The sequence below is a fragment of the Streptococcus sp. F2 genome (assembly GCF_056500955.1).
This window is the reverse complement of the sequence record NZ_JBWKAI010000008.1, coordinates 13,338-35,705: the sequence shown is the minus strand read 5'-3', so window position 1 is coordinate 35,705 and position 22,368 is coordinate 13,338. Positions and strand designations below refer to the sequence as shown.

Here is a 22,368-nt window from a genome sequence, read left to right as displayed (position 1 = left end):
AATTGAGCAAAACTGAGGGCTCTACCAGCGGGGTTTAGCCAACAGACCAATTAAAAAGAGTGGGCAACTGCTCCACTCCTTCTAGCCTTATGACGGCATATTCTCAATGTAATGATAAACTCCTTGACCAGCAATTGCACCATCTCCAACAGCTGTTGTGATCTGACGAAGGTCTTTTTGACGAACATCTCCAATCGCAAAAATACCAGGAATACTTGTCCTCATATGATCATCTGTGACAATCCAACCTTCTGAATCGGTAATCCCTAGTTCACTTACCATACCTGTCACAGGAATCATACCAACATAGATAAAGACACCTCCAAAAGCATGGTCAGTGACTTGGCCTGTTTTCACATTTTCGATTAGGACATTGGAAACTTTAATATCATTGCCTTGAATTTCTTTGACAACAGAATCCCAGATAAAGTCAATCTTCTCATTAGCGAAGGCACGGTCCTGCAAGATTTTCTGAGCTCTTAGTTGGTCACGGCGGTGAACAATGGTTACCTTTTTAGCAAACTGGGTAAGATAGATAGCTTCTTCTACAGCTGAGTCTCCTCCCCCTACTACAAGTAAATCTTGATTTCTAAAGAAAGCGCCGTCACAAACCGCACAGTAAGAAACACCTCGACTGGTATAATCTTCTTCTCCTGGAACACCTAAGACACGGTATTTGGCCCCTGTTGCAATAATGATGGTTTTGGCTTCATAGCTGTCATCTTCAGTTGATACGCGCTTGTAAGAGCCAAAATCCTCTACTTTTTGAACAATACCATAAATATTTTCAACCTTAAATTTTTCCAAAGGTTCATACATCTTCATCGATAATTCTGGTCCTGAAATATGATCATACCCTGGATAATTCTCGATTTCAGAAGTATTGTTCATTTGACCACCTGGGGCACCTTGTTCAATAATGCCCACACGTAAATTACTTCTTGCTGCATATAAAGTAGCAGTCATGCCTGCTGGTCCTGAACCTATAATTAATGTATCATACATGCTCTAACTCCTTTGAATAATTCTGTCAACATTGTAGCAATCTCAATTCTTTATTGCAATGATTATGATTTCAAGACAACCAAAATACTCATAAAAGCAAACGATAAAATTGGGATGGTTAAAATAGCAATCATTAACATCTCATATAAAAATGACTGTCTTTCAGCCAAACTCTTATCCTTCTTGGTTTTTGCTCGCCATAGCGTCCATAGTAAACACACAGATACCATGGTTAAGCTTGATAAGATGAGTCCTTTAAGATAAAGGCTAAAAATTTCTACTAACATATTTCCACCTGGTCATTCTTACTTTTCCACAAACTTTTCCATAACATCAGATAAGAAAAGCCCAGGAATACCTAGACCTTTTTATTATAACAAAAGAATAGCATTAAATGTATGTTTTTGAATAGCTTGCGAAAAATTCTTTGGTTCGTTCTTTTTGAGGATGTCTAAAGACTTCTTCAGGCGTTCCTTGTTCCAAAATTTTACCTTGATCTAAAAAGAGAACTCTATCAGCCACTTGGTAAACAAAATTCATGTCGTGACTAACCAAAACCATGGTCTGCCCAGATTTAGCAGCATCTGCAATCGATTTTTCGACTTCACCCACTAGCTCAGGATCTAGAGCTGAAGTCGGTTCATCTAAGAGCAAGACATCCGGTTTCATAGCGAGGGCTCTAGCTAATGCCACCCTCTGTTTTTGCCCACCGGATAAGTGACGAGGGTAATGATTTTCGCGATCTGCTAAACCAACCTTAGCCAATTCTGCTCGTGCCAGTTTAGTCGCTTCTTGGTCAGACAGTTTTTTGACCACCTTAAGACCTTCTTTGACATTCTCCAGTGCTGTACGACGTTCAAACAGGTTAAATTGTTGAAAAACCATGGCAAGTTTTCGGCGTAACATTAAAACTTGCTCTGTGGTGATGGTCTCAAAATCAACTGTAAAGTCATCAATGCTAATAGATCCCGAATCTGGTTTTTCAAGATAGTTCATGCTACGAAGGAAGGTCGATTTCCCTGCTCCTGAAGCACCTACTAAAGCAATCACTTGACCTTTTTCAATATCAAGATCCAGACTATCCAAGACTTTCTGACCGGAGAAAACCTTGCTCAAATTTCTAATCTTAATCATCAACGCAATTCTCCTAACCTTTCATTACTAGCTTGTTCTGGTGCTTTTATGGCCATCCTATTTTCAATCAAGCGACCTACTTGCTCAATTAAAATACTGATAGACCAATAGACAAGCGCAACAGAGATATAACGTTCAAAATAACGGTAATCTGAACCACCCAAAATTTGTGCTTGGGCAAACATTTCGACAATACCTGCATTAAAGGCAAGCGATGTCCCTTTTGTTAAGCCTATCAAACCATTAATCAAGGTTGGAATAGCCACAACAGCTGCATTGGGAATGATGACACGACGATAAACCTGAACAGAGGTCATGCCTAAACTTTTAGCAGCTTCAATCTCTCCTGTGTCAACAGATAAGATAGCTGCACGAATAGTCTCACTCGCATAGGCTGCTTCATTAAAAGCAAAGGCTGTAATGGCAAAGACGGAAGCTGGAATGGCATTAATATTCCAATCAAAGCCATACTTTTGGTTGAGAAACTTGAGAAAAAGAGGAATACCATAATAAGTCAACATTAGTTGAACGAGAATAGGCGTGCCTCGCAAGAAACTCACAAAAACGGCTTGAATAGGATATAAGATTTTGACTTTATTAATTTTAACAATAGCAAAAATCAAAGCCAAAATTAAGCCGAAAACAGCACCTGCCAGTGTCAAACCAAGGGTAATTGGAAGGCGTTGGATAATATTTGGAATGGCATCAAAAACAGCATGCCAACTAAAAAGTTTCCCATGTGGAATAGGTGAGATGAGTTGATCATACCAAGCCCAACCACTGGTTAAAAACACTGATGTCATGGATTTCCCCTTTATACTTCTTGTCTTAATATTCTAACACTCTTACACCCACATGTAAAATAGTAAATCTATATTATAGCAATAAGCAAAACTTATCACGACAGCTTTTTTGTCGGTCTCTAAAGCCAGATGTGTCAAATCGTTCACTTCCTAGGAAGCTCCGAAACAAAGTCTCCTCCAAAAAAGTTCTGACTGTAAGTTTTTAATTGACCTGACTCTTGTAACTTGGTTAATCCTTTATTAACAAATCTTTGCAGTTCTTTCCCTTTTTTATCCTTAGCAAACACATAATATTCTAGACCATCTTGATGGTTGGCTACTTTTTCGGTGAGGCGATTCACTTTTAAGGAAAATCCCTGCTCTTTAATAGCCGTCTCTAAAGAGATAGCATCATAAAAAAGAAAATCTAGCTGACCTTGTTCAACTTGCTGCAAGCGTTGGGTAAGAGGAACTTCTCCTGAAGCGTAACCAAGCTTAATAGATTTCTGATTGGGATGAGTTTGATTCCATCTTTCTAAAACCTGCATGTAGTTGGTCCCTGCCATGCCTTGTGTTTTTTCTCCTGAAAGTTCCTCAAAACGGCGGTAAGCTCGTAATGGTTTGCTTGCTATAGCATAATGAGATTGTGAAATAGGCTTTGAAAAAAGGTACTTTGCTGCTCTTTCCTTACTATAACCAAAATCGTTAGCACCAATATGGTATCGTCCAGAATCAATCCCGGATAAAATTGAAGGAAAAGAAACTGTCTTAATTGTGAGACGATAGGTTTTGGAACCTTTAAAAATTTGTTTCAACACTTCAATATCATAGCCAGTATGTCGCTCTCCTTCTTTATAGGTAAATGGTTTAGTAGCTGCATCTGTGGCCACGATAACCTCTTCTTTTTGAGAAGCACTGACCTGAGAAATTATAGCTAATTGAGTCAAGACAAGACCTATTAAGACGATTCTCGTCACTTTATTGATATACCGATTCATAATGTACCTCTAGTCTGTAATCTTCTCACAAGTCTAACAAAAATGAAAGGCTTTGCCTAATACCATTTAACTATCAAACTGATCAAAATATTAATCATATCCTCATTTAGGAGAGGTTTAAGCCTTTAGCATAAGACATATGAATACAAAAAAACAGAGCCTCCATCATATTGCTGGAGGCACCTGACTTTTACTCTTAAAAACTTTGTTTTTTAGCCTTACGCTCGGCACGGCCTTTGGCACGGTTTTCAGCGCGGCGTTCTTTGCGACGTTTTTCATCAACCGCCCACTGAATTTTTTTCTTATAACCTGGTTTGACTTTTTTCTTTTTCTTCTTCACCAAACCAATCATTTCCGTGTCTAATTTTTGGTAAGATTTCTCACGGTTTTGACGACGATCTCGGTCATAGGTATCTTGAAATTCTCCATTTTTGAGCATCTTCGGTGTAAAGACAATTCCCATTTTTTCCAACTCTTTGATATCTGAGTCATCACTTGGTTGATAAAGGGTAATAGCAGTTCCTGCCATACCATTTCGACCTGTCCGGCCTACACGATGGACAAAGAAAGATAAATCTTGTGGAATAGCATCATTGATGACATGGCTGACCCCTTCAATGTCAATTCCGCGCGCTGCCAAGTCAGTAGCAACAATGTATTCAAAGTCCAACTTTTTAACTTGGTTCATGATACGCTTACGTTCTCTTGGAGGAATGCCACCATGAATCTTGGCTACCTTCAAACCATTGGCTACTAAAAAGGCATGCAAGTCATCTGCGCGCTCTTTAGTATTGACAAAAAGCATTGCCATATAGGGCTGCATCGTTTTAAGAATCTCTAAAATTTGCCCATTTTTATCCCTGCCTTTTGTCGACACAAGCCAGTTATCAATCGTATCAGCAATAACTGTCTCTATTTTGATTTGTTCAATAACAGGATTGGTCAAGTATTTTTTCAAAAAGGGCTGTAATTTCTGTGGGATGGTTGCTGAGAACACCAAAATCTGAACAGACTTTGGAAGAGAGGCTGCAATCTTATCAACCGTATCCAAAAAGCCCATGTCCATGGTCATGTCAGCCTCATCCACAACGAAAGTCGTGGCCTTATGAATCGCTAAGTCACCAGATTTAACCAAATCATAAATACGACCCGGAGTTCCAATGACAATGTGTGGCTGGCTGCTTTTTAACTTTTCAATTTGGCGTAATTTATCCGTACCTCCCACATAGTTAGCCAAACGGATATCTTTGGGAGAATGCTTAGCAATTTGTTTACAGGCATCAAAAATTTGAGTAGCTAATTCACGGCTAGGAGCTGTAATAACAACTTGCACTTCTGCTTTAGCTTCATCAAGTTTTTCAAAAATGGGCAACAAAAAGGTGTGGGTTTTCCCTGAACCTGTTTTTGATTCCCCAACTAAGTCACGGCCGGAGTTTACAATAGGAATCAAGCGTTGCTGGACCTCTGTTGGATTGACAAAGCCAATTTCCTCCAGTGCTTGCTGGATGTATTGCTTAAAATGATAATCTTTAAATGACATGTTTTACCTCGTTTTCTTCCATATTATATCATTAATGTTAGAGACAAGCAAAAGGAGTGGGACAACACTCACAAAATCAGCCTTTGTGGGTCATCTCCACTCTCTCATTGATTACATTAATCAGAATGCTTTTAACTTTTCTTGGTAGTCCCCTTAGAAGACATATAAGATAGCCAAGACCAGTAAACTTGCTAGGCTCCCTACTCCCCATAGAAAAGCATCTACCTGCCACTCTGACCATGTCTTGTCTTTTCCAGATAGACCACCTAATTCTAAATGGTGGTGGAAAGGCGTCATCCTAAAGATACGACGACCTTCTCCGTATTTTTTCTTAGTATACTTAAAGTAGGATACTTGTAACATCACAGAACTTGTTTCAAGAACGTAGACAATTCCGATAATGAGTAAGGTCCATTCTTGACGTAGGGCAATGGAAATAGCTGCCAACATAGCTCCCAAGGCCAAACTCCCCACATCCCCCATAAATACTTTGGCAGGCTTGTGGTTAAAGAGGAAGAAGCCAAGTAAAGCACCAATCATGGTTCCAATCAATAACAAGACATCAAATTGCCCCTGAACGTAGGCAATAACGCCGTAAGTGAATAAACTAATCACCACTGAGATGGAAGCTAAACCATCGATACCGTCTGTCAAATTAACAGCATTTGAGAAACCAACTACCCAGAATAGAACAAAGAATAGGTAAAAAATTCCCAGCGGCAGCTGATAACCAAACACATTGATCGAAGAAATGCCACTTGGACTAACATGTAAAAAATAGAAAATCAATCCTCCAACCAACTGCAAAGCTAACTTTTGTTTGGCAGTTAACCCTTCGTTGATTTGTTTAAAGATTTTTAAAAAGTCATCCAAAAAACCAATGATGCCGTAAATGAGAACCACAGACAGAATCCCTGAGATTAATCCTAGACTTTGGCCATCGTGGAAAGAGAAGAAACCAATCAGAAAGGAGATGCTGGTGGCAACTAGAAGAAAAACAGTTCCTCCCATTGTAGGTGTTCCAGCCTTAGCTAAGTGCTGCTTGACGTCTTCATGCATCTGTTGCCCACCAATTTTTTTTAGCTGGTAGAACTTGATAAAATGAGGCATTGCAAAAGCAGTTAACATAAGGGCTATGATTCCTGCGATAAGGGTTAAAAACATGTTAGTCTCCTAAAGTAATGGTAATTTTTTTGATTTTTTTCAAAGATTTGCCAACATCTAGACTCTGTTTAGTAACGCGTCCATAATCTGATCCTTTAAAGGTTACATCAATTCCCGTCCATTTGGAAAATGTTTTGACATTGGACTTGGTCCATCCATACATATCTGGCAACTCAGTAAAATGGTCAGATAGGATAAGAATCTGTTGGTTTTCCGACAAGCCTTTGCCTGCTTTTTGTGAGATTTTCTTAATCTTACTACCAGTGCCAAGAACAACAGGTTGAACGAGATTGCGGCGTAATTCGCTAGAAGTTTCACCAGGATTTTTACCAATAAAATCTGGCAATTGATAGGTTGTCTTATGTGCATCATCTGCTGCAACAGGTCCTGTCAACGTATCTTGCATTAAGTAAGCTTCTTCTAAAACAGGATTAACCACATCCTGCCAAAAAAGTGGGCCAAAATGCTCTGGCTGTGTCATGGTAACATACATCACAAAATCTGGTTTGTCAGCTGGAACCATGGCAACAACCGAGTAAACATAGTTAGTCAATCCACCATCTTGGTAACCACTTCCGTCCTCGGCACCAATCTGAGCAGTCCCTGATTTAACGGCAACTGGAAGATCGCCAACCTTGATAATGGGACCATAAGTTTTAGAATAAAGGGTTCCAAACTCAGGGTCTGTTCCTACCCCAATCATGTAATGTCTGGTATCACTAGCAGCTTTCTTAGAAACAGGTTTTCCAACAACTTCTTTTTGGGCAGTCCTAAAACTGGCAGTGTTTGGATCATAAATTTGGCTAACAAATTGAGGTTCCAACATCTCACCATCATTAGAAATGGCCGTAAAAGCTCTTAGCATCTGAGCTTGGGTTACTGAAATCCCTTGTCCAAAAGCACTCATGGCTTGCGTAACGATATTGTCAGAAGGAAGCATTCCAGCATACTCATCTTGTAGACCAAAGCGAGTCGGGAAACCAAACCGGAATTTGGTCAAGTAGTTCATCCACTTAGCATTTCCCATCTTCTGTTCCAATTTGGTCAGCCCCACGTTACTAGAAAAGGCAAAGCCTTGGGCATAGTTCATGTATTGCCCTGTAGAGATACCTTCGTTGATTGCCCAGTCTTGAATCGTTGCATCAGCAATGGTCAGCCCATTAGCGTTACTAAACGTTTCATTTGGGTTAAAGACTTTGTCGTCAATAGCTGCTGCTAAGGTCATAACCTTCATGGTTGACCCCGGTTCAAAGTTTCCTTGATGCAGCGCACTATACCACTTGTAGTCTTTATTTTCCAACCCTTTAAGAGTATCTGCGTTGTAGGTTGGTCGTTGTGTCGTGGCTAAAATTTCACCGGTTTTAGCATTTACAAGTGTTGCCGTCGCTAGTTTACCATTGGATTTTGCTTGAAAAATATCCATCTGGGTTTCTAAAAACGTCTGGATAGGTTCAGACAAAGTGGTGTAAATATCTTTTCCATCGACAGCCTTTTTGACAGTCTTACCCGTTCCTAACAGAGTATTTCCATTTCGGTCTTTTTGATAGGTAATCACCCCGTCTTGCCCTGATAAAATCTTATCAAAAGAGGCTTCTAAACCTGATTTTCCAACTAAGCTTTTGACACCAGTCTTTTTATCTTCGGTCAACGACGCTAATCCAATAAATTCGGAAGCAAAGGTTCCATTGGGATACATACGTCCAGGACTAGCAGAAAAAGCGATTCCTTTGATTTTAGAAGCTTCCATCGCTTTTTGAATGGTAGACATGGTGCTATAAGAAATACCTGACCCTGATGGTCCAAAGGAGACTTGAAAAAGTCCTTTACGTTTTAATTGTTTGATAACGTCCTTTTTTTTCATTCCTAAATGTTCTTTTAAAATAGCAGCTACCTTATCGTATTGAGACGGCTGTACATACAGTTTTTCATCAGAAGCAGAAACAAAAGACTTATCAAGAATAGCGTAAATGCTGTAAGTTGTTGAGTCCACTGCAATAGCTGTCCCATTACGATCGTAGATGGTCCCACGTTTAGCTTGAACTGTGACAGTTTCTTGATAAACCTTTTTCGCACCTTCTGACAAACTAACCCCAAATTTCTGGTCCGTGCCAATAATAATCATGAAGTTAATAATGAAAATAAAGAAGACGAAGATGGTTAGAAGCATCATGTTTTGCCCAACTCGGACACGATTTTGAACTGGCGTTCGGCGGTCACGCACAACATAATCTAAAAAATATTTTTGCCATTTTCTCATAGATTACTCGACTTTCTTGATATTCTCATTGCGGTTACTCAAACCTGCTTTACCAGCGATATCAACAATGCGGTCACGACGTGACAATTCATTAACTTCTTGCTTAGCATTATTAAGTTCAATTTTCTGGTCTGAAATTTGGCTGTTTAAGCTTGTGATATCTTGTTGCAACTGTAATTTACGGCTTTGCAGGTAAATAATGCTCACTGCCATGGTAATTGCCGTAATAATGATCGTAGCATAAAAAGCTTTCTCAATTCGTGAGAAAGTTCTTATTCTTTTTTGGAGGGCATTTGAGACTGCCTGAGTTCTTTTTTCATTTGTCATAAGCTTATTTCCGGATTTTTTTGGCAACACGTAATTTAGCCGAATGTGCTCTATTATTGGCTGCTAGTTCTTCCTGACTAGGTAAAATTGGCTTGCGTGAGACAAGTTCAAATGACGGTTTCATATCCTCAGGGATAAACGGTAGCCCTTTAGGCACATCCACCGTACTAGCTTCTTTAAACAACTGCTTGGTCAAGCGATCTTCTAAAGAATGGAAGGTAATGACTGAGATACGACCATCGAGAGCTAATAATTCCATAGCATCCTGAATAGACTCATCAGCTGCACCAAGTTCATCGTTAACTTCAATGCGGATGGCTTGAAAAATCTGTTTTGCAGGGTGACCTTTTTTCTTCAATTCTTTGGCTGGTTTTGCTGCCTTGATTAATTCTGCTAACTCTGTTGTTGTCTCAATAGGCTTAATAGCTCTTGCTTGCTCAATTTTCCGAGCAATCTGCTTAGAGAATTTATCTTCACCATATTTGAAAAAAATCTTAACCAAGTCATTGAATGGATAAGTGTTAACCACATCATAGGCAGTTAAGGGAGCTTGACGATCCATGCGCATATCCAAAGGAGCATCTTGCTTGTAAGAAAACCCTCGTTCCCTTTCATCCAATTGTGGGCTGGAAACACCAAGGTCGTAGAGAATCCCATCAATTTCGGTAACACCAAGAGCCTCTAAACGTGCCTTGAGATTTCTAAAATTATCCTTGATAAAGGTCACTTGTCCCTTATCAATATATGGTTTGAGGATAAGCTGTGCATTATCGATGGCTTTTTGATCTTGATCAAAACAATAGAGGTGCCCTTGTTCACTAAGTTTGGACAACAAATAAGCTGAGTGGCCTGAACCACCTAGCGTTGCATCAACATATATCCCATTAGGCTTGATGTCAAGCATATCCACTGTTTCGTGAAGGAGTACCGTCACATGATGAAATTCTTTTGTCATAACTTTAATTGTACCATACTTCAAAAGGTTTACAAATGAAAAAGTAAGAGAAAAGGGTTTCATTCCCGAGAGAATCTTCCTTTTCTCTAACTTTATCCTTTTTATTAGTTATCAGCTAAGTCAAGTTAGCAAGTGCTGATTTAGCCGCTGTTTCTAGATCTTCAACTGCTTGTAAAAGATTTTTAGCTTCTTTAATCACACAACAATCTGTCAGCGGATTGTCTAATCAAATACCAAGGGTTTGGTTCCAACCCGTATTCGGTAAGTCAGCTAGTACTCTCCTATCGACGTCTGCCAGCTATCTTCGGCAGTTTTGAAGAGTAACTTGTAAGTCTATTAATAATTGGTTAACCTTGCTCATTTTTCGACGTTTGATACAACTGACAAGCATACCGTCTTCAAAAAGATCAAAATAGCCCCACTTACGAACCAACTCCAATTTCTGATGAAGGACCTGTATCTGGTCTAACAAGCCATGTAAAGCAGCCCTTGCTTCTTATTTTTTCTCTTTCATCAGACATTAAGGGACCTTCTAGTAACTTATTTTCTGATATGCCCATCCCCATTAATATAAAATTTACTACTGGTTAAGGCTTCCAATCCCATAGGCCCACGGGCGTGCATTTTTTGAGTAGAAATCCCAATTTCAGCACCTAAGCCAAAGACAAAGCCATCGGTAAATCGTGTTGAAGCGTTGACATACACAGCGGCAGCATCCACTAAATCTTGGAAGGTCTCTGCTGCCTTAATATCCCTTGTGATGATAGCTTCGGAATGGTGACTAGTATGCTGATTTATCCAAGAAATAGCTTCTTCCAACGAGGAAACAATCTTAACAGACATGATGTAATCTAAAAATTCGGTCTCAAAATCCTCTGCTTTTGCAGGCACTGCCTGCTCAAATAAAGGCAAAGCCTTATCATCTGCCCGCCATTCTACTGGCTGAACCTGATTGATAGCTTTTTCAAGCATAGGAATAAACCTTGCTGCTACAGCTTCGTGAATCACCAATCCCTCAGCTGCATTACAAACACTTGGGCGTTGGGTTTTAGCATTGATAACAATCTTAGTAGCCATATCTAAGTCAGCTTGAGCATCCACATAGATGTGCACATTCCCCACACCTGTTTCAATGACAGGCACTTTTGCTTTTTCCTTAACGGTCTGAATTAATTTAGCACCACCACGTGGAATCAACACATCCACATAGTCCGTTGCCTGCATCAATTCTTCAGCAACAGCATGTGAAAGATCCTCAACTAGCTGGACAGCATCTGGAGTGATACCTGATTCTTCCAGACTTTGTCGGATTAACTTCACCAAAGCCTTATTGGAGTAAAGGGCATCCTTTCCCCCCCTTAGGATGATGGCATTATTCGTTTTGAACGCCAGACTAAAAGCATCCACTGAAACATTCGGGCGACTCTCAAAAATCATCGCAATCACCCCTAGAGGAACTCTCTTTTGGAGGATTTTAAGGCCATCGAGGTTAGTGTAGCCCTTAATGGCTTGTCCGATTGGATCAGCTAAGTCAGCAACCTGTTGAACCCCTTGTGCTATCGCTTCAATCCGTTCTGCGGTTAGGCGCAGGCGGTCAGTCATGATATCAGAAATACCATGTTCTTTAGCATTCGCTAAATCTTTTTGGTTAGCGGCTAAGAGAGTCTCTGTATCGTCAACTAATGCCTCGGCTAAGGTGCTTAAAAAGCGATTTTTGATTTGCGTCGACAAAGGTGCTATTGCAAGACTAGCTTGTTTTGCCCTTTGCCCTAACATTGTTATATCAGTCATGCCTTACCTCTTCTATTTGTTTAAACCATGTGCCTAGTGGTTGCCCTTCAAGCACCCTTAAAATATCTCTGGGATTAGCTCCATTCATCAAGACCATCTGTCCTTTGTTTTCAAATACCATCTGGGCAGATTGAATTTTGCTAAGCATCCCACCTGTGCCAAACTTACTGCCCGCACCACCTGCTGAAGCAATGATTTCTTGCGTAATGACCGCAACATGGCTGCGTAGCTGCGCATCCTCATAAATAGTAGGGTTTTTATCAAAAAGGCCATCAATATCAGACAACATGATTAATAAATCAGCTTTTGTAATACCAGCAACGACAGCAGAGAGACGGTCATTATCTCCAAATTTAGTCGCATGATCCATTTCATCCACACTAACCGCATCGTTTTCATTAACAATCGGCACAATGCCCAAACTAATCAGACTTTCAAAAGCATTGGTAACATTCGCTAGACTTTCTGGGAAAACCACAACATCTCTCGTCAATAAAATTTGCGACACGTTGGTTTGGTAGTGTGCAAAAATTTGTGAATAAAGACTCATCATGGCCACCTGACCAACACTGGAAACTGCCTGTTGTTTAGCAAGATCGGTCGGACGTTTTTCCATTTTCAAAATATCTAGTCCAAATCCCATCGCTCCCGATGATACTAAAATAACTTCCTTGCCCTTATTCATCAAACTTGAAATCACAAAAGCCAGTTGGTCTATTTTTTCTAAATTGATTTTACCTGTTGGTAGCACCAATGAACTAGTGCCAATTTTAATTACGATACGTGTTACATCTTCAAATTGTCGTTTCATCATACCCAAATTATAGCATAAAAAACAGCCCCAGAGGACTGTTTTTCCGAATAATGACCTCTCTTAATTAAAGCTTCTCTAAGCTTTTCCAGAAGGTTTTTTGAATCCATAAGTGAGCAAGTCCTAAAACCATTAGTGTCAGACAACTCAGTAGAATACTAATCAACAGAGGTTGTTGGATAATATTAGCAATGATTACAGCTCCAAAACCTACTGCACCTGTGACTATTAAATTACCAAAGATAAGTCCCATTGTTAGCCACTGCCCATTTCCTCTGGTAAAGAGTTGTGTCATGTCTTGCCATTTTAAATCCAGAAGCCGGTAGTCACGACGATACATAAATTCCCCTTGCACAATCAGAGACAGGGCGTAGCCAAGACAAAAAGCAATCGTTAGCAGGGGATGGAGGTGTAGCACAAAGAGACCAAGTACAAGATAAATAACCATAGGCACGATCAGTTGCAGACCCACGAGCAAGTAAAATTTATCCAGCAAGAATTTTTTTAACATTATTGGTAAGCTTTTAATAAAGGTAAAGTTATCCTTTTCAAGTGAAATACCTACTCCAATAAAGCTGGTTGGTGTTGCACACATGATACCCAAACTGACCCCAAATAATAAGGCCACCCCAAAGTAATCTGGGGAAATATGCTTAAAGAAACCTGTGCCACGTGACAAACTTGGACCGATAAAAAGCATCACATACATCAGGGGCATGAGATAGGTTTGTGTCAGTAAAGTTGCATTTTGTAACGTTAGTAGGTGATGTTTTCGCAACAACTGCGCCAGTGATTGATTCTGATGAGGACGATTAACTGGTTTTTTAGTTTGCTTGGCTTTGTTCTCGTTACTAATATAAAAAGCCTCACGATAATAAGTTGGCATCACTTTTGTGACAATACCATATACCATAGCTAAAACCAGTAGCAATGGCAACCAAAAGTTAAGGAGGGCCGCAGTAGAAAACGGTGCCTGAATAACATCATAGAATCCTTTGAAATACGGAATAGTTGGGTAATCAGTAAATACGCCATCCGTCATCGTACGCTTGTTGTTACTAATATTAATCGCAAAAATTAAGACGAAAGCTCCAAAAGTTGAGACAAACATCATGATAGTTGAAATGAGTTTCCGCTTGCGACTCCTTACAATGATTTTGCCCACCCAAGCATTGATATAAATAGCTAATACCATCGAACTCACTAGTAACACTAAAAAGAGCACAATAGCTACTAAAATAGACAAAGGATTTCCCAATAGTTGCCAGTAGGCAATTAAGAGAAGAGAGATAAGAGGCATCAAAAAGACAGCACCCATCCCTAGCGATGAGACAATTTTTGCAATATAGAGTTCTTCTGACGTTACTGGTAAGTGAATATAAAGTTTTAGGTCATTACTTTCATAAAAAATGGTGTAAAGAGAGCTAAAGGCTGTCAAGGTTGACATGATAAAAAACATAGCAACGTCAAAGGAGAAAAGTCCTGGATAATGACTGAAATCGACACCAATAAACATAAAAAGGTAAATCACCAAAAACATGGCAATCATTAAGGCCTGTTGCCTCATCATGCTTTTATAGGCTTTGAAGTTTTCTTTCGGGTGTTTTTCCTGACGCTTTTTGAGGTTAGCTAAACTTTGTGGATTGGAATAAAGAATGTTTATCTTGATAAGTTCCCAAATAGTAGACCAATTCATCCCATCACCCCTCTTCTTGCGCCTTACGCCCAGCGAGTTCAAGATAGATGCTCTCCAAGTCTTTGTCAGGATGGTGTTCTTTTAACTCATCAATCGTTCCAACAAAAATCAATTTCCCTTTTTTTAGAATCCCGATACGATCACATAACTGCTCAGCGACTGATAGCACGTGAGTCGAAAATAAGACCGTATGTCCAGAAGCTGCATGAGCTTTCATCATTTCCTTAAGGTCAAAAGAAGCCTGAGGATCCAAACCTGTTAATGGTTCATCCAAAATCCAGATGTTAGGATTTGATACAAGAGCACCAATCACAATCACTTTTTGGCGCATCCCATGTGAAAAACTATCAATGGTTTGATTAACTTCTTCCTTCAGTTCAAAAAGGGTTGTCAACTGTGCTAACCGTTCTTCTCGATCCTCATCTGACACCCCATAAATTTTAGCTAAAAACTGCCAATACTCATTTGGAGTTAGATTCAAGAAAATATCAGGAGAATCTGGCACATAAGCAATTTGTTTTTTGATAGCTTCTCTATTTTCTGTCAGAAGTTGACCATCCACAAATACTTCGCCATAACTCGCTTCGATAATAGAAGTCAAAATGCTGATGGTCGTGGTTTTACCTGCACCATTATGTCCGATGAGGCCAAAAATTTCACCGTCATTGATGGTGACGTTTAAATCGCTAAGAGCTTCTTTGTCGCCATACAACTTTGAAACGTGTTTAAATTCTATCATGGTATCCTTTTTCCTTTTCTTCTCTATCTCTCCCTAGACTGATGAGACTTCCTCTAAAATATAGTTTTCCAGTGCTTTTTTTAAGGGGCAAAGTGACTTTGGGAGTAATAAGTCATTATCAAGCAAGTAGTGATCCAAGTCTTGATTCAACTGGTGCGCAATAACCAGAGGATTGCTCTGCTTAATTAATTTATTGGAAGCCGATAAAAATAACTGTGATAAGACGATATTTTCACGATTTTCCGGGTAATCATAAGCCTGTCTAATCACATCGTATAAGCGCTGTCGTTTCTTTTCCATTTATACTCCTTTATTTCTGTACTTTTACGCTAATACAATAACAATTAAATTATAATTTTTATGAATCGTTTTGTCAATGACTTCCTATCAAAAGAAGTGTATTAGGCAGTTTGAGGAAAAGAAAGAACTGGGTATTTCGTATGATAAATCGTAAAATAGAGTGCAACCCAAAAACTCATAAAGTTTCTCAGATTGAAGAAAAAGTCTTTTTTTTGATGCTTTTATTAGTGGTGTTGGCGGCAGCAACTTCCTTTGGAATGCGATGCCTGATTTTGAGCTTAAGATCTCAAATATTCCGAGTTGTATCAAACCATTATCCAGTATTGACGCCATTTTTACCACATCAAAAGCCTCTGTTTTGGATCGCTCCCCTCGCAGAAATAGGAAATCAGATATCAAATCTGCAGGTCTAATTATGCTTGTTGAGTAAAAACTGGGTTTGTCTATGTTTTGAAAAACTCTTAGAGCTTGTTTCGTGCCAGCTGTAAGTACCCGCGTCCCAAAGAACACGAGTAAATCTATGAGCCACTGCCATCTTACCATAACAAAAGGACTAAAAATAGAAAATCACTTGGAATTAGATTTGTCATTTAGTCAAATGGCCAATAAACTAGGCGTCCATACGTCTAGCCTTTTAAGAAAGTTAAGATGTCGCGAAAATCGCTATTCTGTGGAATTAGCAAAAGAACTTTGAAACACAGGGAAGCTGAAAGGTAAAAAATCGAGATTCACTTATTCTTACAATTTATCATTTAAATAGAAATACCTCATAAAATAGAGACATATATTCTAAACGATACTAAACAGTCATTCTTACAAAATAATCTTTTTGCATATTTAGAAAACGCTATCATTTGAATTTATGGCTTAATAATGATAAAATGAGAAAAAAAAGGAGATAGATGCTTATGTTATCAAAAACACTTAAACTATTATCGTCAACATCTAAGACACCTGCTGCTTTTCTTGGTGGGGTCGCATTTGGGACCTTAGGGTTGAAATTACTAGCTAGTAAAGAAGCTAAAAAAAGCTATGCTAAAGCCATTGCCAAAGGCTATAAAGCTAAAGATGCCTTTGATGCAAGTTTATCGGGGGTTAAACAACACACAGATGATGTTTTAGCAGAAGCAAAAGATATCTACGAAGCTGAGAAAAAAGAAGAACATCTAGCCTTGCTTGATGAGGAATAATAATGCAATTTAAGGTTTTACACGTTAGTTCAAAGCGTATTCGCATTCAAACATCGATCAAGTGTACCTTAGATGTCCAAGATTATATCATGGATATTGCTAGTGGTTGCAAAGCCATTCAGCGTATCCATTTTTATAATGATTTGCACGTTTTTGCTTTGCTTATCGCTCCAGATGAGACTCAAGCTGCTCTGCAATTTTTAAAAAAGATCGATCCGAAAGAGGTCAAGAAACGATACAATGAACCCAGTGACTTCAAGCGGGAAACTCCTTATTCGATTGTGTCGAGTGAAATTGGTAAGCGGATCTTATATCAAAGTTTTCTTCCAGCTTCGGTTCGAGTACTCTTGACCTGTTTCAAGGCTTTGCGTTATGTACGGGAAACGATTTTATCTCTTGCTCGGAAGCAGATAACAATGGATACTCTGGACGGGACTGCTATTGCGATTTCGGTTTTAACCAAGCAATTTGAGACAGCTAGTTCCATCATGTTTCTTTTAGAATTGGGAGAGCGCCTTGGCTCTTGGAGTCAGAAAAAATCTTTTTCAGATTTGGAAAAAAGCTTAGAATCTAATATAAAAGACGTCTGGATTATCAAAGACGGGGTAACACTCAAGGTGCCTTTTACCGAAGTGGCTCTTGGTGATATTCTACTGGTCTCTGAAGGCAATGAAATTTTGTTTGATGGGACGATTGCCTCAGGGAAAGGAGCGGTGAACGAGAGTTCCATCACTGGAGAGTTTTTCCCTGTCATCAAGCAGATTGGGGATTCGGTCTATTCCAATACTGTTTTAGAGCGTGGGGAGTTGCACATTCAAATTGAAAATGTTCAGGCGAATGCAAGGATTCATCAGTTGATTCAACTGCTGAAGGAGACGGACGCTTTAAATAACAGTAAACAATATCAATTTATCAGTGCAGCAGATAAGCTGGTCAAATTCAACTTCTTAGGTTCGGTGGTTACCTATCTATTGACCCGTTCTTTCAGTAAGGCCATTTCTTTTCTCTTGGTCGATTATTCTTGTTCCTTAAAATTGTCCACACCTGTGATCTATTTGTCTGCGATTCAGCGCTTGATGGATCAGGGAATTGTTGTCAAAAATACATCAACCTTGGACATCTTTGCTGCCGTGGATACTTTTGTCTTTGATAAGACGGGAACGATAACGCATCCAACACCTGTCATCTACGAAATACTAACTTTTCATGGTTATGAGGAGGAAGAGGTGTTAAAGATTGGAGCCTGTCTAGAGGAGCATATTTATCATCCCATTGCTAAGGCTGTCGTGAATAAGGCGCAGGAAAAAGGGATTGACCATCCTGAAATGCACGAGGAGTTGTTCCACATTGCTTCCAAAGGAGTGGTGTCAACCATTAATCATGAGACCGTTGTGATTGGCAATCTCTTATTGATGGAAGAAAATGATATTGAGATTTCTGAGGAACAACGCCATTTGATTGCGTCCAAGGAAGAAGCCTTTAATCTCTTGTATCTTGGTTACAAGAAGCAGTTGATTGCGATTTTTTGTATCAATATTTCCTTGCGTCAGGAGACACCTGCCGTTTTAGAGGCTTTAAAAGCAAGTGGTAAGCGGTTAGTGTTATTAACGGGTGATCGAGCGAAGCGAACACACGAAGTGTCACAAGGTTTGCCCTTTGATCAGATTGTAACAGAAGCAACACCTGTCAGTAAACATGCCTATATTTTGGAGCAAAGACACTTGGGACATACCGTACTGATGGTGGGCGATGGGCTGAATGATTCGGCGGCTTTAGCAGCCAGTGATATTAGTGTATCGATGGGAGATGGAGCTGATTTGACACGTCAAGTCAGTGATATTCTGCTGACAACCGACAGCATAACTTCTCTCTTAACGCTTCAAGCAATGTCCCACCATGTCTCCAAGAAGGTAAATACCAATGTCGCGATTTCAGTCTCGGTCAATACAAGCCTCATCGGCCTGGGTCTGCTGAGTTTAGTACCAAATAAGACTTTAGCACTCTTGCATAATTTAACAACCTTCGGGATTAACTTAACCAGTTTTGAAGTCAAGTCCTAAGTGATTTATCAGAAGAGCTTTCCTAGTATTTTCTAAAAGGATCTAAGATGGGGCAGGCAAGAAAAATAACTATTCCTAAGTAAGATTCATCCAACTAATCGATAAGAAAAACATGTCATTTTTTCTCATGACATGTTTTTCTTATCTTTCACAGCGTAGGCTTTTTTAGCACTACTCCTGATTTGCCTGTCTCTTATCAACCTTTCCTAAGCTGGGCTTTTAATCAGCTCGGCCATGCGTTTTTGGGCTTTTTTGGCTTCACGAATAGGGAAAATAGCATAGGCATGGATCATTTGTGGCGCAATAATGAGCTCATTTGCCACGTTGGCTTCCGATAATCGGTCGTGTAGGGTCAAAATATCGGGATAGAAAATTTCTTTAGTTCCTACAAATGTTGTCATCTTCGGTAACCCTTGATAGTTACCATAGAGGGGACTGACGTAGGGCGATTGCATTTCTTCTTTGCTACCAGCCCATAATTCCCCAATGTCTCGCAAGCGACGAGCATCCAAATACTCTTCGACCGATTCCCACTTTTTATAGTCTTGATTTGCAAAGCTAACATCCAGCCAAGGCGACAGCATAATTACCTGCTTAGGCTGAGGACCAGCTAGGTGATCACGCAGGTACTGTGTTAGAGCTAGAGCCATGCCTCCTCCAGAGGAATCCCCCACAAAATTCACTCGCTCTGCACCATTTGGCAAACAAAACCTCATGTACGCTTCGACTAATTTCGGATAGACTTCCTTATAAGTAGCATTGGGAGCCTTGTGAAAATTCGGAAAGACAACCTTGGCATTGGTTAACTGAATTAAGTATTTTAGGGTTTTGAAGTGTAATTTTTCAGGACGACGCAAATAAACGCTACCATATAGATAATAAATAACTTCTTGATTTGCGTCTCCTTGGTCATTCACGATAAAAACCTGCATATCATCAATGATCTCTTCTTTGGTTTCATAGCCAATGAACGCCTGTGGATTCTCTAAGTGATAAGGGACCTTGCGTTGGCGTTGGGTTTCAATCCCTTGGTAGTCATCTGGCTTCTTTGCCAGCTTGTACTTGCGATAATCAAATAACTTTTCAATGAACCAACTAGATAAAGAACGCTTTTGTCCCCATTCAATCAGCGCTATGCCAACTAAAATAAGGAAAAGTAAAATGACAATTATAAACAATGGAAGGGTATCCTTTCTCAATAGATTTCGTTTAATTTTTTTACATTTTCGGTGTTGCCGAAATGACTACTCTGCGGAATTAGTACCAAAACTTTATGAACAACAGATAAAGCTGTAAGGCGAAAAACTGATCTGAACACCTGCATTGAAACAAAAGACTTAAGAGCGTTTACAGGCTTCCTAATCACTCGAACAGACTTAGCTACTATCTCTGACATGGATTTGGAAAAGACACTATGTGGATCAATCACCAACTATAAAAATGTGTAACTTATAGAACGACTTGTGAAGTTCTCTTGAATGAGATTGAATAACTATTACAGTTATTCTTGTAATTTATCATAAAAAAACAGAGTAAATCAAATGATTTACTCTGTTTGGGATGTTTAACTTAGAGTGATTTGTATAACTCAGTTGCATTTGCCACAGTGAAACCATATTCTTCGAAGATACGATTTCCCGGAGCTGAAGCACCCCAAGTGTCAATGGTCAATGTTTTTCCTGCTAGGCCAACATATTTTGCCCAACCAAAGCTTGAACCTGCTTCGATAGCGAGACGTTTAGTCACAGCTGCTGGTAGAATGCTTTCTTTATACTCTGCTGACTGTTCGTCAAAGATATTTTGTGATGGCATAGATACCACGCGCACATGAATGCCTTCTGCTTCAAGAGCTTCTTGAGTATCCATTGCCAATTTCACTTCTGAACCTGTTGCAATCAAGATACCGTCAAGGTCACCTTTGGCTTCTGACAAGATGTAAGCTCCTTTGTTAAGACCATCTTCTGCCAATTCTTTTGTGCCTTCAAGCACTGTAAGGTTTTGACGAGTCAATACAAGCATAGTTGGGCGATCTGTTTCAGCAATGGCACGTTTCCAAGCAGCATTTGTTTCGTTACCGTCTGCTGGACGAATAACGTTCAAGTTAGGCATTGAACGAACACTTGCCAATTGTTCAATTGGTTCGTGCGTTGGCCCATCTTCACCGACAGCGATAGAATCATGTGTCATGACATAAACTGTTGGTAAGCTTTGGAGAGCTGCCATACGAACAGCTGGAAGAAGATAGTTTGAGAAGACAAAGAAGGTTCCGCCGTAAACGCGTGTTCCACCGTGGAGGGCAATACCATTCATAGCTGCTGCCATGGCAAATTCACGAACACCAAACCAGATGTTACGGCCTTCATAATGACCTGGTTGGAAATCTGTTTCAGCCTTAACCATTGTGTTGTTAGATGCTGAAAGGTCTGCTGATCCACCCCAGAAAGAGGCTACTTGTTCTGAGATTTGTTGGATGGCTTGTTGGCTAGAAACACGACTCGCCATTGAGCTGCCAAGTTCGTGCGCTTCAAGTTCAACTTGAGCAGCTTCGTTAGCAAAGGCTTTTTGGTATTCTGCTGCCAATTCAGGATATTCTGCTTGATAAGCTGCAAACAAGTCATTCCAGGCTTGTTCTGCTTTTTCACCACGTGCTTGAAGGCCTTGAGCAAAACGTTCAGTCACTTCAGTAGGAACTTCAAAGTCTTGGTGAGTCCATTTGTAAGCATTCTTAGCAAAAACAATACCTTCTGCCCCAAGAGGAGCACCATGAACAGCTGATGTGCCCTGTTTTTCAGCACCAAAACCAATAATAGTTTTGACTTCGATGATGGTTGGTTTCTCAGTTTCAGCCTTAGCTGCTTCGATAGCGGCTGCAATTTCTTCTAAATCGTTTCCGTCTTTAACAAGGATATGTTGCCAGCCGTAAGCTTCGAAACGTCCTTTAACATCTTCTGTAAAGGACATTGAGGTTGGACCATCAAGAGAGATATCGTTTGAATCGTAAAGCAAGACCAATTTGCCAAGTTTTAAGTGTCCCGCCATACTTGCTGCTTCTTGACTGACACCTTCCATAAGGTCACCGTCACCATTCAAAGCAAATGTGTAGTGATCAACGATGTCAAATCCTGGTTTGTTAAATTTAGCTGCTAGATGAGCTTCTGCCATGGCCATACCAACAGCATTCGCAATCCCTTGACCAAGAGGTCCTGTAGTTGCTTCCACACCATCGGTATGATTAACTTCTGGGTGACCTGGTGTTTTAGAACCCCATTGACGGAAGTTTTTTAAATCCTCTACAGATAAATCATAACCAGCTAAGTGTAACAAGCTATAAAGCATAGCACTTCCGTGTCCCGCTGATAGGATAAAACGGTCTCTGTTTGACCAATTACGGCTTGTTTTTGGATTAATGTTCATGAAGTGATTCCAAAGAACGTAGGCCATAGGTGCTGCACCCATTGGAAGGCCTGGGTGTCCAGAATTTGCCGCTTGAATGGCATCCATTGATAGGGTGCGGACAGTATTTACTGCCAACTGGTCAATTGCATCAAATGTCATAAGTAAAACCTCTCTGTTTATTACAACTAAAATTAAACGTTTTCTATTGTCTATTGTATCACAA

19 protein-coding genes are annotated in these 22,368 nt (G+C 39.8%); 2 read left to right on the top strand and 17 right to left on the bottom strand.

Going from position 1 to position 22,368, the window contains the following annotated elements; translation table 11 throughout:
* Window positions 1-87: 87 nt before the first annotated feature.
* From trxB to ACYTR8_RS04025, 15 genes are all read right to left on the bottom strand, one after another.
* Window positions 88-1,005 carry a thioredoxin-disulfide reductase gene (gene trxB / locus ACYTR8_RS04095; protein WP_479641710.1) on the bottom strand — a complete coding sequence of 306 codons (918 nt, stop codon included), beginning with the start codon at window positions 1,003-1,005 and terminating at the stop codon, window positions 88-90.
* Window positions 1,006-1,067: 62 nt separating this feature from the next.
* Window positions 1,068-1,292 (bottom strand): DUF4059 family protein, encoded by a 225-nt coding sequence (locus ACYTR8_RS04090; RefSeq protein WP_479641709.1) that lies wholly within the window; start codon window positions 1,290-1,292, stop codon window positions 1,068-1,070.
* Window positions 1,293-1,395: 103 nt separating this feature from the next.
* Complete coding sequence (locus ACYTR8_RS04085) at window positions 1,396-2,139, bottom strand: amino acid ABC transporter ATP-binding protein (protein WP_003059173.1); 744 nt, start codon at window positions 2,137-2,139, stop codon at window positions 1,396-1,398.
* Window positions 2,139-2,942 (bottom strand): amino acid ABC transporter permease, encoded by an 804-nt coding sequence (locus tag ACYTR8_RS04080; protein WP_003059155.1) that lies wholly within the window; start codon window positions 2,940-2,942, stop codon window positions 2,139-2,141. The genes ACYTR8_RS04085 and ACYTR8_RS04080 overlap by 1 nt, the downstream gene beginning before the upstream one ends.
* 143 nt (window positions 2,943-3,085) lie before the next feature.
* Entirely contained in the window at window positions 3,086-3,919 is an 834-nt protein-coding gene (locus tag ACYTR8_RS04075) for a transporter substrate-binding domain-containing protein (protein WP_269760590.1), read from the bottom strand.
* A gap of 196 nt (window positions 3,920-4,115) precedes the next feature.
* Window positions 4,116-5,459, bottom strand: coding sequence for a DEAD/DEAH box helicase (locus tag ACYTR8_RS04070; RefSeq protein WP_269760589.1), 1,344 nt, complete (start codon window positions 5,457-5,459; stop codon window positions 4,116-4,118).
* 153 nt (window positions 5,460-5,612) lie between these two features.
* Window positions 5,613-6,623, bottom strand: coding sequence for a phospho-N-acetylmuramoyl-pentapeptide-transferase (gene mraY / locus ACYTR8_RS04065; RefSeq protein WP_269760588.1), 1,011 nt, complete (start codon window positions 6,621-6,623; stop codon window positions 5,613-5,615).
* 1 nt (window position 6,624) lies between these two features.
* A complete protein-coding gene (gene pbp2x / locus ACYTR8_RS04060) occupies window positions 6,625-8,880 on the bottom strand; it encodes a penicillin-binding protein PBP2X (RefSeq protein WP_479641708.1) in 2,256 nt (751 codons plus the stop codon).
* Window positions 8,881-8,883: 3 nt separating this feature from the next.
* Window positions 8,884-9,207 carry a cell division protein FtsL gene (gene ftsL / locus ACYTR8_RS04055; protein ID WP_003059194.1) on the bottom strand — a complete coding sequence of 108 codons (324 nt, stop codon included), beginning with the start codon at window positions 9,205-9,207 and terminating at the stop codon, window positions 8,884-8,886.
* Between the two features lie 4 nt (window positions 9,208-9,211).
* On the bottom strand, window positions 9,212-10,162 hold the full coding sequence (gene rsmH, locus ACYTR8_RS04050; RefSeq protein ID WP_479641707.1) for a 16S rRNA (cytosine(1402)-N(4))-methyltransferase RsmH: 951 nt from the start codon (window positions 10,160-10,162) through the stop codon (window positions 9,212-9,214).
* Between the two features lie 540 nt (window positions 10,163-10,702).
* On the bottom strand, window positions 10,703-11,953 hold the full coding sequence (locus ACYTR8_RS04045; RefSeq protein WP_111717349.1) for a glutamate-5-semialdehyde dehydrogenase: 1,251 nt from the start codon (window positions 11,951-11,953) through the stop codon (window positions 10,703-10,705).
* The gene (proB, locus tag ACYTR8_RS04040) at window positions 11,946-12,767 is read right to left on the bottom strand and encodes a glutamate 5-kinase (RefSeq protein WP_111717351.1); all 822 of its coding nucleotides are present in this window, start codon (window positions 12,765-12,767) and stop codon (window positions 11,946-11,948) included. The genes ACYTR8_RS04045 and proB overlap by 8 nt, the downstream gene beginning before the upstream one ends.
* Window positions 12,768-12,831: 64 nt before the next feature.
* The gene (locus ACYTR8_RS04035; protein ID WP_479641706.1) at window positions 12,832-14,460 is read right to left on the bottom strand and encodes an ABC transporter permease; all 1,629 of its coding nucleotides are present in this window, start codon (window positions 14,458-14,460) and stop codon (window positions 12,832-12,834) included.
* Between the two features lie 4 nt (window positions 14,461-14,464).
* Window positions 14,465-15,199 carry an ABC transporter ATP-binding protein gene (locus tag ACYTR8_RS04030; RefSeq protein WP_002988881.1) on the bottom strand — a complete coding sequence of 245 codons (735 nt, stop codon included), beginning with the start codon at window positions 15,197-15,199 and terminating at the stop codon, window positions 14,465-14,467.
* 33 nt (window positions 15,200-15,232) lie between these two features.
* On the bottom strand, window positions 15,233-15,499 hold the full coding sequence (locus ACYTR8_RS04025; RefSeq protein ID WP_003061934.1) for a bacteriocin immunity protein: 267 nt from the start codon (window positions 15,497-15,499) through the stop codon (window positions 15,233-15,235).
* A gap of 908 nt (window positions 15,500-16,407) precedes the next feature.
* On the opposite strand from ACYTR8_RS04025, the gene ACYTR8_RS04020 reads away from it, so the two are divergent.
* Together ACYTR8_RS04020 and ACYTR8_RS04015 are read left to right on the top strand one after the other, a co-directional pair.
* Complete coding sequence (locus tag ACYTR8_RS04020) at window positions 16,408-16,689, top strand: DUF6110 family protein (protein WP_111717947.1); 282 nt, start codon at window positions 16,408-16,410, stop codon at window positions 16,687-16,689.
* Between the two features lie 2 nt (window positions 16,690-16,691).
* On the top strand, window positions 16,692-18,749 hold the full coding sequence (locus tag ACYTR8_RS04015; protein ID WP_479641705.1) for a heavy metal translocating P-type ATPase: 2,058 nt from the start codon (window positions 16,692-16,694) through the stop codon (window positions 18,747-18,749).
* A gap of 206 nt (window positions 18,750-18,955) precedes the next feature.
* On the opposite strand, the gene ACYTR8_RS04010 is transcribed toward ACYTR8_RS04015, so the two are convergent.
* Together ACYTR8_RS04010 and tkt are read right to left on the bottom strand one after the other, a co-directional pair.
* Window positions 18,956-19,927: an alpha/beta hydrolase gene (locus ACYTR8_RS04010; protein ID WP_479641704.1), complete on the bottom strand. Its 972-nt coding sequence runs from the start codon at window positions 19,925-19,927 to the stop codon at window positions 18,956-18,958.
* A 391-nt stretch (window positions 19,928-20,318) separates the two neighbouring features.
* Window positions 20,319-22,304, bottom strand: coding sequence for a transketolase (gene tkt, locus ACYTR8_RS04005; RefSeq protein ID WP_443597198.1), 1,986 nt, complete (start codon window positions 22,302-22,304; stop codon window positions 20,319-20,321).
* Window positions 22,305-22,368 lie beyond the last annotated feature (64 nt).

What these genes read in the sequence shown, in the direction of transcription:
- trxB (WP_479641710.1), bottom strand. Translation starts at nt 1,005, where the DNA reads ATGTATGATACATTAATTATAGGTTCAGGACCAGCAGGCATGACTGCT.
- ACYTR8_RS04090 (WP_479641709.1), bottom strand. Translation starts at nt 1,292, where the DNA reads ATGTTAGTAGAAATTTTTAGCCTTTATCTTAAAGGACTCATCTTATCA.
- ACYTR8_RS04085 (WP_003059173.1), bottom strand. Translation starts at nt 2,139, where the DNA reads ATGATTAAGATTAGAAATTTGAGCAAGGTTTTCTCCGGTCAGAAAGTC.
- ACYTR8_RS04080 (WP_003059155.1), bottom strand. Translation starts at nt 2,942, where the DNA reads ATGACATCAGTGTTTTTAACCAGTGGTTGGGCTTGGTATGATCAACTC.
- ACYTR8_RS04075 (WP_269760590.1), bottom strand. Translation starts at nt 3,919, where the DNA reads ATGAATCGGTATATCAATAAAGTGACGAGAATCGTCTTAATAGGTCTT.
- ACYTR8_RS04070 (WP_269760589.1), bottom strand. Translation starts at nt 5,459, where the DNA reads ATGTCATTTAAAGATTATCATTTTAAGCAATACATCCAGCAAGCACTG.
- mraY (WP_269760588.1), bottom strand. Translation starts at nt 6,623, where the DNA reads ATGTTTTTAACCCTTATCGCAGGAATCATAGCCCTTATGTTAACTGCT.
- pbp2x (WP_479641708.1), bottom strand. Translation starts at nt 8,880, where the DNA reads ATGAGAAAATGGCAAAAATATTTTTTAGATTATGTTGTGCGTGACCGC.
- ftsL (WP_003059194.1), bottom strand. Translation starts at nt 9,207, where the DNA reads ATGACAAATGAAAAAAGAACTCAGGCAGTCTCAAATGCCCTCCAAAAA.
- rsmH (WP_479641707.1), bottom strand. Translation starts at nt 10,162, where the DNA reads ATGACAAAAGAATTTCATCATGTGACGGTACTCCTTCACGAAACAGTG.
- ACYTR8_RS04045 (WP_111717349.1), bottom strand. Translation starts at nt 11,953, where the DNA reads ATGACTGATATAACAATGTTAGGGCAAAGGGCAAAACAAGCTAGTCTT.
- proB (WP_111717351.1), bottom strand. Translation starts at nt 12,767, where the DNA reads ATGATGAAACGACAATTTGAAGATGTAACACGTATCGTAATTAAAATT.
- ACYTR8_RS04035 (WP_479641706.1), bottom strand. Translation starts at nt 14,460, where the DNA reads ATGAATTGGTCTACTATTTGGGAACTTATCAAGATAAACATTCTTTAT.
- ACYTR8_RS04030 (WP_002988881.1), bottom strand. Translation starts at nt 15,199, where the DNA reads ATGATAGAATTTAAACACGTTTCAAAGTTGTATGGCGACAAAGAAGCT.
- ACYTR8_RS04025 (WP_003061934.1), bottom strand. Translation starts at nt 15,499, where the DNA reads ATGGAAAAGAAACGACAGCGCTTATACGATGTGATTAGACAGGCTTAT.
- ACYTR8_RS04020 (WP_111717947.1), top strand. Translation starts at nt 16,408, where the DNA reads ATGTTATCAAAAACACTTAAACTATTATCGTCAACATCTAAGACACCT.
- ACYTR8_RS04015 (WP_479641705.1), top strand. Translation starts at nt 16,692, where the DNA reads ATGCAATTTAAGGTTTTACACGTTAGTTCAAAGCGTATTCGCATTCAA.
- tkt (WP_443597198.1), bottom strand. Translation starts at nt 22,304, where the DNA reads ATGACATTTGATGCAATTGACCAGTTGGCAGTAAATACTGTCCGCACC.